Here is a 10,168-nt window from a genome sequence, read left to right as displayed (position 1 = left end):
CGAATACTGTTTGCCTCATCAGCTTAGTTGGGTAACAACTACATATTTAGGTTATTGAATGTCGCCACTTTAGCAAAATAAATGAGTAGTAACCACTACATACAATAAATTTTGTAATTTTCAACTAATTCGATTAAGAGTCGAGAAAACTTGTTATTTATGAAAATAAATTGGGCATAATAGGTAAAAATATGATTTATTGGCAAATACGCCAATAAATTGCTTCTTATCATGAAAAATCTTGATTTAAAGACTATTTTCCCCAGATTTAAAGCTTTATCTACTGCTAATCTCCAGGCAGCTATTTGCCTTATGCTTTTAGCTGCCAGTTATGGCTGTGTTCAAAAAGCACAAGAAAAGGTGGGGATGGAAATTAGAAATGTACAACCTATATCAGGTAAAGGTGTATACAACGTCGTTGGTAGTACCAATCTGCCTGAGTCTAGCAAGATTACAGTGGTTGCTGTGCGTTATTTGCGTCCAGTGTCAGTACAAGCAGAAGCTTTGCTGAACTCAGATACGAATACTAACCGTTCAATTCTGGCTCGTCAAATTGTGGAAGTGAAACAGGGACAATGGGAGGCTGCGCTGAATCTGTGGCAAGTTTCACCCGATGGTAGTTTTCAAGAAGTCTGGCAAGCAAATCCAGCACAAATACGACTGTTTCCAGAAAATGGCGTTACATTTGTAGCTATTTTCGATCCTGCTAGTCAGTGGGAACAGCCAGATAATCAAAACTCTCAAAAGTTAAAATCAGAAAATCAACAGCTTGAAAAGCTTGAAAAGCTTGAAAGCAAGTTGATTCGTTTTACTAATGAAGGTGAAAAATATTTACAAGTTAGCCAAACCTTAACAATACCCCTACCTATGGGGAAAACAATACCACCTCGTCCGCAACCGGAAGACTTAAATGGTGGTTGGGGAAACCGATATCAAATCCCGCCGCAATCTATAGCTTCTAAAACTACCCTACTTCCATCAGTTAAAAATAGGCAAACGAATGCCTATCTGACTCCTTCAGAGTTTCTCAGGTGAAAATTAAAATGGGCATCAATCCTATAAAATAATCCTGTCTATGTCTATGTACCCCTACCCTACTTACTACTTGAGACGGGGTACTGTAGCCATCCATCACTCTCTTTTTGATAGATAAAAACTGGAATACCAGCCTCAATATGAGCGCTGGCATCCAGATTATTAATTGCCCAATAACCACCAATTGAGTGGGCATTGTCTGTAGATAAAAGTACTTGTCCTCATTAAGAGAGTTGTGGCAATTTCAGAAGCTTCACAAAAGAGACAGAGAGGGAGTTCATACCTAAAGGCTGCTCTATACTCTTATACTCTTGAGTGCTTTAAATTATCTCCTCTGCTTCTCTAATCCCTTGCCTTTTTTATTTGTCTATGACCCAAACATGTAGGTAATGAACATTAAACCTGTTTCTTTTCAGCTTTTACACTTTGATAAACAGATTTGAGCAGATTTTAAAGAACAGTATTATAGTAGATCTGAAATTTAGCTGTGGATTCTACTTCCGCATTTGTTGCTTGAGGAGTTAGTTGCAAATTGTCTTGCATTGCCTGCATTTGTAACATCATCTCTTTAATTTGTTTTTGCAAATCTTCAAATTCGGATGGCATGATTACTGTTTGATTTACTTCACGAGCAGCAGCAACTTCTTTGGTACTGTTCGGATTTTCTTGAGCATAGCCAAGGAAAGTTTGGGCAGATGTAAACGCAGAAGTAGCAGCAACATTTGTCATGGTGGTAGTATTTTGTTTAGTTGTAACCTCTGGTACAGGATTTATCAGCTGTGTGTGCATCGGCATTTGTGCTTCAACAGGTTGAGATGCAGTTATTACGCTTTTTGAACTGAAGGCTTGATCAAAAGGCATCTCATCATCTAAAAAAGCGCTCAATCCAGAAACTTGCAACCGAGGCTCAGAAACTTGCCATTCTTTTAGTAATGCTTCCTTTTGCTGTAAGTGCATATCTAGATTAGATAATTCCTGCTGAATTTTTGCTGATTTGTTAGAAGAATTTCGCCAACCACAGAAAGCAAGTGCTGAAACTCCAGACCCTATACTAAGTACAGTTGCAAAAACTACGTAAGGAATAGCGATATCTCTAAGTTTTCCGTCAAAAATAGGTTCTTCCTGGAATTTGATGGCTATTTGCTTATCACCTAATGTAGCAAGGGGAAATGACATTAAAGAAAATACACTTAGAGAAGCGATCGCAGGTAGTACTAAGAATTTTTGCAGTGCAGAAAGTGTCATATTCAGAAAACTTTTGTTAAATAAAAGGCTATGGATAGATTGCAGAAGATTTAATTACCGCTTGTCACATCTAACTTGTATAGAGTTTTTACGGTCAGTCAATATCTGTACTGCCTTAATATCTAAGTTATTCTCGATACGAGATGTTTTCAATAGACAACTCATGAAGAAGTCAGTAAATTACGTAAACTTTTTGTAAACTAAGCAACTACCGCAGATTATATAAAGAGAAATGCAAAATATAGATAGAAATTTATACCTATTACCAGTCAAAGATTTTAGCGTTTTTGACTTCCACTATCCAATTTTTGCGAATACAGAAACAATAGTAGCTAAATATTGCTCTAATACTATTAGGATGGTTAAACGTATGGAAGGTTAATTAAGTAATATAAAAAGCTGGAAAATAAATGCATTGTAATCAGACTACGAATATTTATCGTCAGCTAAAAATCAGATTTACAAAAGTACTTATTACGTAAAGATACTGTAAACATTCTTCTGTTGTAGAAACCATTAGATATTTGTCTGTTAATTTGACTTAGATATTGTCCTCCTATAAAAGTAATAGTATGCAAGTTATCCATAAAAATAAACCAAGAAGATTGAGGTTACATAAGCAATTACTGATATTTTCCCTAAGTTTAATAGTATTTTTAGTAATTATTTTGACTAAAGCACCTGCTAGTATTCATTTAGATGCTTCTAGGGCTGCGACGCCAATAGAGTTACCACTTTCAACAATTGGTAGAAGAATTGTGGATGCGAAAGGCAAGGTTGTATTGCCCAGAGGTGTTAACTGGTTTGGTATGGAGACTGATACGCACGCCCCTGACGGTTTATGGAAACGAGATTATAAAGAAATGCTGGCGCAGATTAAAAGCTTGGGATATAACCTCATCCGGTTACCTTATTCTGTGGCAGGATTGCGATCGCTTAATGTAAGTGGCATTGACTTTGAAATTGGCAGCAACAAAGAACTTCAAGGTAAAACCCCCTTGGAGATAATGGACTTACTTATTCAGGAAGCAGAACGTCAAGGATTGCTAATTCTACTCGACAACCACCGCCTTAACGACCAGCAAATTCCAGAGTTGTGGTATGGAGACGGCTTTACGGAAGCAGACTGGATCGATACTTGGAAAATGTTAGCCATCAGATACAAAAATCAAGCTAACGTTATTGGTGCAGACTTAAAAAATGAACCTCACGGCAAAGCTAGCTGGGGTGATAACAACATCAATACTGACTGGCGATTAGCAGCAGAACGCGCAGGCAATGCGATTCTCAGTGTTAATCCTAATTGGCTGATTGTCGTTGAAGGAGTGGAAAAGAATGTCCCCGGTCAAAAACTGCCACAGCATTGGCATGGTGGAAATCTAGAAGGTGTAAAACGCTACCCAATACGTTTATCTCGTTCTCATAAGCTAGTCTATTCTCCTCATGAGTACGGGGCTGGGGTATACAATCAGCCTTACTTTTCTGCCTCTAACTTCCCTCAAAATCTAATTGATCGCTGGCAAATAGGATTTAACTATATCGCTAGTGAAAATATTGCTCCCATCTTGATTGGGGAGTTTGGGGGACGGAAAGTAGACTTAAATTCCCAAGAAGGAATTTGGCAAAATGAGTTAGTGAAATACATTCAAAAAAATAACTTGAGCTTTACTTACTGGAGTTGGAATCCTAATAGTAGTGATACAGGCGGAATTTTACTAGATGATTGGCAAAGTGTTGATCTACCCAAGCAGCAATTACTGTCCCAACTGCTTCCATCTGTACAACTTCAACAGCCAGACCAACCGAGTAATCCTCCTGTTTCCCCAACTCTTATTCCTTCTGTCTCTCCATCTCCTACTGATGCTGCCCAACTAAAAGTTACTACTGACATCTATTCCAACTGGGAAACCGGATTTTGTGTCAGGTTCAAAATTACAAATCAGGGCAATATCAAGGTTAACAACTGGCAACTGGCGTTTCAGATGAATCAAGCTAAGATTAATAACTCTTGGAACGCAGATTTTAAGCAGCAAGGAGCGATACAGTATCTAGTGGCTCCTTTGGAGTGGGGAAAAACAATTGAACCAAATCAAGTACGGGATACTGGCTTTTGTGCCAATAAACTTGGTTCTGACTACCAGCCGCAGCAAATAACCGCCGTCTTGATTTGAACTCAAAAATTAAAAGCCGAATTTGTCATGATAGGAGAAATCACCAATCCCATTAATCATTGACTATTAACTCAGCACACAAGATGACTCAAGCAACAGCACCTCATCTCAACACTAACGTTCAGGAAACCAGGCCGACGATTCATTACCAGGTGGAAATGTCTCAACCAGAAACCCATCTGTTTGAGGTGACTTTACACCTTGTCGATTACCCCTCGCCGATTCTCGATTTAAAACTACCGGTGTGGACACCCGGTTCCTACTTAGTTCGGGAATATGCTAAGAATTTACAGGATTTTGTGGCTTTTGCAGAGGATAAGCCTTTACCTTGGCACAAGATCAGTAAAAATCACTGGCAGGTAGACAAAACGGGGGTTTCAGAATTAACTGTACGTTACCGTATTTTTGCGAATGAGCTATCGGTGCGGACAAATCACTTAGATGCCACCCACGGTTATTTCAACGGTGCGGCACTATTTTTTAGAATACCAGGCTGTGAGAAGCAACCCATTCGCGTCACTATCGTACCGCCACGCCTGGAATGGCAGGTAACTACTGCCCTGCCACCCGTTGCTGAAGAAACGAATACTTTCTTGGCTGGCAATTTTGATACTCTTGTTGATACTCCCTTTGAGATTGGTCGCCACCAATTGTATAAATTTGAGGTTTTAGGAAAACCCCATGAACTGGCAATCTGGGGGCAAGGTAATTTCCAAGCCCAGCAGATGATTGCTGATATCCAAAAAATTGTCCAAGTAGAAGCGCAGATGTTCGGCGGTTTGCCCTATGAACGATACGTGTTTCTACTACATTTATTTAGCCAAGCTTTTGGCGGTTTGGAGCATAAAGACTCTTGCTCCTTAATTTACCAGCGTTTTGGGTTTCGCGCTCAGGATAAGTACGATCGCTTTATCCAATTAGTGGCACACGAGTTCTTTCACTTATGGAATGTCAAGCGAATTCGCCCCAAAGCATTAGAGGTTTTTGATTACGACCAAGAAAACTACACACCATCATTGTGGTTTTGTGAGGGTACTACTAGTTACTACGACTTGTTAATTCCTTTGCGGGCAGGAATTTTTGATGTTCAGTCGTATTTGAATAACTTGGGCAAGGAAATTACCAGATATGAGACGACACCGGGGCGCAAGGTACAACCCGTTTCCGAGTCGAGTTTTGATGCCTGGATAAAACTCTATCGTCCGGATGCCAATAGCGGTAATTCCCAAATTTCTTACTATTTAAAAGGAGAAATGGTATCGTTATTGCTGGATTTACTGATTCGCTCTACTCACGATAATCAGCGCTCCCTCGATGACGTAATGCTGAAAATGTGGCAGCAATTTGGGCAAGCTGAAATTGGCTATACCCCAGAACAGTTGCAGGAAGTTATAGAATCTGTTGCAGGAATCGATTTGACTGATTTCTTTAAACGCTATATTGATGGCACTGACGATTTGCCCTTGAATCAGTACTTAGAACTTTTTGGCTTGGAGTTGGTAGTTGAACAGCAGGAAGAACCTTACTTGGGTGTGAGAATAAATACAGAGAACGGGCGGGAAATCATTAAGTTTGTAGAGACTGGTTCACCTGCACAAATAGGGGGAATTGATGCAGGTGATGAGTTGTTAGCAATTGATGGGATTAAGGTAACGGGGAATAGTTTAAGCGATCGCCTCAAAGATTACCGACCAAGCGATACAATTGAAGTCACAGTTTTCCACCAAGACGAACTGCGTATCTATTCCATCACCCTCGCGTTGCCACGTCCGACTCGATATCAGGTAAAACCTGTTGAGCATCCTGACTCCATGCAGCAGCAAAACTTTGCTGGATGGCTTGGGGTAGCGATCGCAACTGTTTAATCAAGGATTAGGGATTAGGAAAATTTTTTCCCAGTCCCCAGTCCCCAGTGCTAAGGCGTTCTCACCGCCCCAGAGTAAATCAAACCCCGTTGCAGATCCAGCGTTATAATCGCTCCATCCCGAATCACCTGCGCTGCTTGCTTCACGCCGACAATCACTGGCACACCGAGACGCAAGCCAATGACTGCTGCGTGACTTGTGAGACTTTCTTCTTCGGTAATAATCCCGGCAGCTTTCCGAATTGCCTCGACAAAATCGGCACTAGTGCGGGGTGCAACTAATATGTCTCCGGGATTAAAGTTACTTACATCCATGCCAGTATTAGCCACCCGGGCGCGACCACTCACTGAACCTTGTCCCAGTCCAATTCCGTGACCTAGTATTGCCGTCACCACCTCAACTTTAATCAAATCTGTAGAGCCGGAAATTCCCTGGAGTGTGCCAGCACTCATTACTACCAAATCTCCCTCAGACAGTAACTTAAGCTCCTGAGCCACATTGATCGCAGCTTGAAATGTCTGACCAGTGGAAGGTAATCCTAGCACCAACAGCGGTTTTACTCCCCACACCATCTGTAGCTGCCGCGCCACATTCACATGGGGCGTCACTGCCAAAATCGGTGTCTGGGGGCGGAACTTAGAGACATTGCGAGCTGTTGCCCCAGTTTGCGTTAGCGTCATGATTGCCGCTGCACCTAATTGTTCGGCAATTTGACCTACAGCTTGACTAATAGCGTTGGGAATGGAGCGCCGGGTATCTCTCAAAGAACGTAGGTTTGAGTGTTGGGCTTCCTCCTGCTCCATACGCTCGGCAATCCGCGCCATCGTCGCCACGGCTTCTACTGGATAGTCGCCGACAGCAGTTTCATTGGAGAGCATTACAGCATCTGTGCCATCTAAAATCGCATTTGCCACATCCGATACTTCCGCGCGAGTGGGACGGGGATTGCTCACCATGCTGTCTAACATCTGGGTGGCGGTGATGATGGGAATCCCCAAGCGATTTGCTGTAGCAATTAGCCGCTTTTGGAGTACAGGGACATCTTCCGCTGGCAATTCCACGCCCAAATCGCCTCTGGCAACCATGACGCCATCACACAAAGCCAGAACCGCCTCCATTTGTTCGATGGCTTCATGCTTTTCAATTTTGGCAACCACTGGCACTTGCTTGCCTGTACTGGAAATTAGCTCTTTAATTTCGATCATGTCCTGTGGATTGCGGACAAAGGAAAGTGCCACCCAATCTACACCCTGATCTAGACCAAACATCAGATCCTCTCGGTCTTTGTCGGTCATTGCTTTAATTGACAGGTAAACGCCGGGAAAGTTTACACCTTTATTATTAGAAAGTTTTCCAGGCACGGTAATGCGACAATGCAAATCACCTTTGTCCCGGTTAATCTCCTCCACAACCATTTCTACTCGTCCATCATCGAGGAGGATTTTTGCGCCAACTGGGACTTCTTCGGCTAAATAATCATAGGTGACACAGCTAATTTCATGCGTACCGACCACCGGACGATTTGTCAAGGTGAAGCGATCGCCTTTTGCCACAATTATAGACCCGTTGTCAAACTTCCCCAAGCGAATTTTTGGACCCTGCAAGTCTTGGAGAATAGCCACTGGCTGATTTAGTTCAAAGGCGGTTTGCCGAATTAAGCGAATACTACGCTGATGGTCGGCATGAGTTCCGTGGGAGAAGTTTAGCCGCAGCGTCGTGGCTCCCGCTTCAATAATTGCCTTGAGCATTTCAGGACTGCTAGTGGCGGGGCCAATAGTAGCGACAATTTTTGTCCGGCGCAGAGAATCTCTTAATTGCATAGGGGCTGAAGTTAGGGAGCTATCTGGGAAGTCATCGTAACTTGAGTGGCATCTCCTTTTCAGTCACTGCTATATCAATACATATAAGCAGTTCGAGAGGGTTTATGGGAGAGTGGGCGCTGTGGGATAGACTAGATATAGTACATCAATCTTGTATCCATCCTCCCGACAAAGGAGTTTATCCGATCAACTTCTTGCGAATTTTCATCCCCTACTTGTCAGTAAAGACTAGGCTTTGTCTGGAATCATAGCGTTATTCATCTGCTGATATGCAAAGCTGTAGATAAATCTTGCTATACAAAACTTTACAAAAATTTATTCTTCCCTCATCTTTATCGTATATTTGTAATGTTTGGTTAAGAAGGAGTCAATGTTAGAGAAGATCGCATCGGAGGCACAAAAGCCACTGACAATCCCACCCAAGGAATTTTTAGCGCCTCCTGGTGATTTCAATCGCACGCTACTGCTGTTTTTCGTAGCTGTGGCAATGCTGGTGTTATCTAGCTTTGGTTACTGGCTTTGGGAATGGCCGCACTGGTTGTGCTTTTGTGTTAACACTATTGCCTTGCATTGTGCTGGGACTGTAATTCACGACGCTTGTCACCAATCTGCCCATCGCAACCGGGTAATGAATGCGATGTTAGGGCATGGCAGTGCATTGATGCTAGCTTTTGCTTTTCCAGTGTTTACGCGGGTGCATTTGCAGCATCATGGCCATGTCAACCATCCCAAGGACGACCCAGATCATTATGTCTCTACGGGTGGTCCGCTGTGGCTGATTGCGGTGCGGTTTTTGTACCACGAGGTGTTTTTCTTTCAACGGCGATTGTGGCGTAAATATGAGCTACTAGAATGGTTCATCAGCCGCTTGATTGTTGGTGTAATTGTTTATATATCAGTGCAATACCACTTTTTGGGTTATATTCTCAATTTTTGGTTTATACCGGCTTTCGTGGTGGGAATAGCACTGGGATTATTTTTTGACTATTTGCCCCATCGTCCTTTTGCGGAGCGCGATCGCTGGAAAAATGCTCGCGTTTATCCTAACCCAATTCTGAATATCTTGATTATGGGACAGAATTACCACTTAATTCATCATCTGTGGCCTTCTATTCCTTGGTATAATTACCAGCCTGCATACTATGTGATGAAGCCACTTTTAGATAAAAAAGGATGTTATCAAACTTCAGGATTGTTACAAAAAAAGGACTTTTTTGAATTTGTTTATGACATTTTTTTAGGAATTCGGTTTGATCACCACAAAGAATAGATAATTTTGGATTATATAGTCAACGACGGTAGATAACACCCCAGTACCTCATATAGAAATACTGGGGTGGATAGTTGTTAGCCCTATTCTCTAGCTAATGCTAATCAGCTTGCCGTTGACTACTAACTTAAAATCAGACGCATCAGAAGCAACACGATATATCTTGGCAGTCTTAATCGTTTCACCTGGAAACATTTGGCTTCCAGCTTCCTCTACATCATTTTCCTTGAGCCACGCATTGACGCTAATGCTCTCCTCAAAACTCTTAATTTCATTGTATTTGCGTCCTTAGCTGTCAAGAAGCTGGAACTTTGTCCACATTACGTCTCCAGACTCTTCCCCTGTATTTTTAACCTTTATACCAACAATTACTAGCTGACCACCTTTCGCTTCTACAGGCTTCATAAACTTATTGTTCGGAACAATCCGATTAATTGCTTGAACACCAGCAACTTGAACTGCCCGATCACTTTTCACGTTAGTCCATGTCTCGGTTAGATCAGGTTCTGAGTATGATGGTGTTTTACCAACAACAGGTGTAGAGACAGACGCTGTTTCAATCGAAGGTGCAGAATAAGTTGTTGCAGCATAAACACTCTTTTCAATCGGCAAAGACGAGAACGCACTAAAACCCATCAAAGCTAAGAGAATAACAGTTGAAATACCATATATAGCAATCGCCAAGACGGTTAGGACGCTGTGCGAAGAATATTTTCTATGGCATCTCGAAGACAGTCAAATTGAATGAGTTGTTTACGAATT

Annotated in this window: 7 protein-coding genes; 4 read left to right on the top strand and 3 right to left on the bottom strand. The window is 42.0% G+C overall.

Going from position 1 to position 10,168, the window contains the following annotated elements; translation table 11 throughout:
* Positions 1–231: 231 nt before the first annotated feature.
* Positions 232–1,035 (top strand): hypothetical protein, encoded by an 804-nt coding sequence (locus V7K46_RS30690; RefSeq protein WP_335120030.1) that lies wholly within the window; start codon positions 232–234, stop codon positions 1,033–1,035.
* A gap of 450 nt (positions 1,036–1,485) precedes the next feature.
* Here V7K46_RS30690 and V7K46_RS30685 read toward each other — a convergent pair whose 3' ends face one another.
* Positions 1,486–2,280, bottom strand: coding sequence for a hypothetical protein (locus tag V7K46_RS30685; RefSeq protein WP_335120028.1), 795 nt, complete (start codon positions 2,278–2,280; stop codon positions 1,486–1,488).
* A 572-nt stretch (positions 2,281–2,852) separates the two neighbouring features.
* Here V7K46_RS30685 and V7K46_RS30680 point away from each other — a divergent pair.
* Both V7K46_RS30680 and V7K46_RS30675 read left to right on the top strand, forming a co-directional pair.
* Positions 2,853–4,451 (top strand): cellulase family glycosylhydrolase, encoded by a 1,599-nt coding sequence (locus tag V7K46_RS30680; RefSeq protein WP_335120026.1) that lies wholly within the window; start codon positions 2,853–2,855, stop codon positions 4,449–4,451.
* Between the two features lie 83 nt (positions 4,452–4,534).
* Positions 4,535–6,316: a M61 family metallopeptidase gene (locus V7K46_RS30675; RefSeq protein WP_335120024.1), complete on the top strand. Its 1,782-nt coding sequence runs from the start codon at positions 4,535–4,537 to the stop codon at positions 6,314–6,316.
* A 50-nt stretch (positions 6,317–6,366) separates the two neighbouring features.
* On the opposite strand, the gene pyk is transcribed toward V7K46_RS30675, so the two are convergent.
* The gene (gene pyk / locus V7K46_RS30670; protein ID WP_335120022.1) at positions 6,367–8,136 is read right to left on the bottom strand and encodes a pyruvate kinase; all 1,770 of its coding nucleotides are present in this window, start codon (positions 8,134–8,136) and stop codon (positions 6,367–6,369) included.
* Positions 8,137–8,506: 370 nt separating this feature from the next.
* On the opposite strand from pyk, the gene crtR reads away from it, so the two are divergent.
* Positions 8,507–9,406: a beta-carotene hydroxylase gene (crtR, locus tag V7K46_RS30665; RefSeq protein WP_335120020.1), complete on the top strand. Its 900-nt coding sequence runs from the start codon at positions 8,507–8,509 to the stop codon at positions 9,404–9,406.
* 288 nt (positions 9,407–9,694) lie between these two features.
* Here the strand turns inward: crtR and V7K46_RS30660 are convergent, their stop codons facing one another.
* Positions 9,695–10,090 (bottom strand): hypothetical protein, encoded by a 396-nt coding sequence (locus V7K46_RS30660; protein WP_335120018.1) that lies wholly within the window; start codon positions 10,088–10,090, stop codon positions 9,695–9,697.
* Positions 10,091–10,168: the final 78 nt, after the last annotated feature.

The organism is Nostoc sp., from assembly GCF_036917395.1.
GTDB lineage: Bacteria > Cyanobacteriota > Cyanobacteriia > Cyanobacteriales > Nostocaceae > Nostoc.
This window is presented reverse-complemented; position numbering and strand designations above follow the sequence as displayed.

Bases quoted from the DNA above. Each gene is read 5' to 3' on its own strand.
- V7K46_RS30690 (WP_335120030.1), top strand. From the start codon at position 232: ATGAAAAATCTTGATTTAAAGACTATTTTCCCCAGATTTAAAGCTTTA.
- V7K46_RS30685 (WP_335120028.1), bottom strand. From the start codon at position 2,280: ATGACACTTTCTGCACTGCAAAAATTCTTAGTACTACCTGCGATCGCT.
- V7K46_RS30680 (WP_335120026.1), top strand. From the start codon at position 2,853: ATGCAAGTTATCCATAAAAATAAACCAAGAAGATTGAGGTTACATAAG.
- V7K46_RS30675 (WP_335120024.1), top strand. From the start codon at position 4,535: ATGACTCAAGCAACAGCACCTCATCTCAACACTAACGTTCAGGAAACC.
- pyk (WP_335120022.1), bottom strand. From the start codon at position 8,136: ATGCAATTAAGAGATTCTCTGCGCCGGACAAAAATTGTCGCTACTATT.
- crtR (WP_335120020.1), top strand. From the start codon at position 8,507: ATGTTAGAGAAGATCGCATCGGAGGCACAAAAGCCACTGACAATCCCA.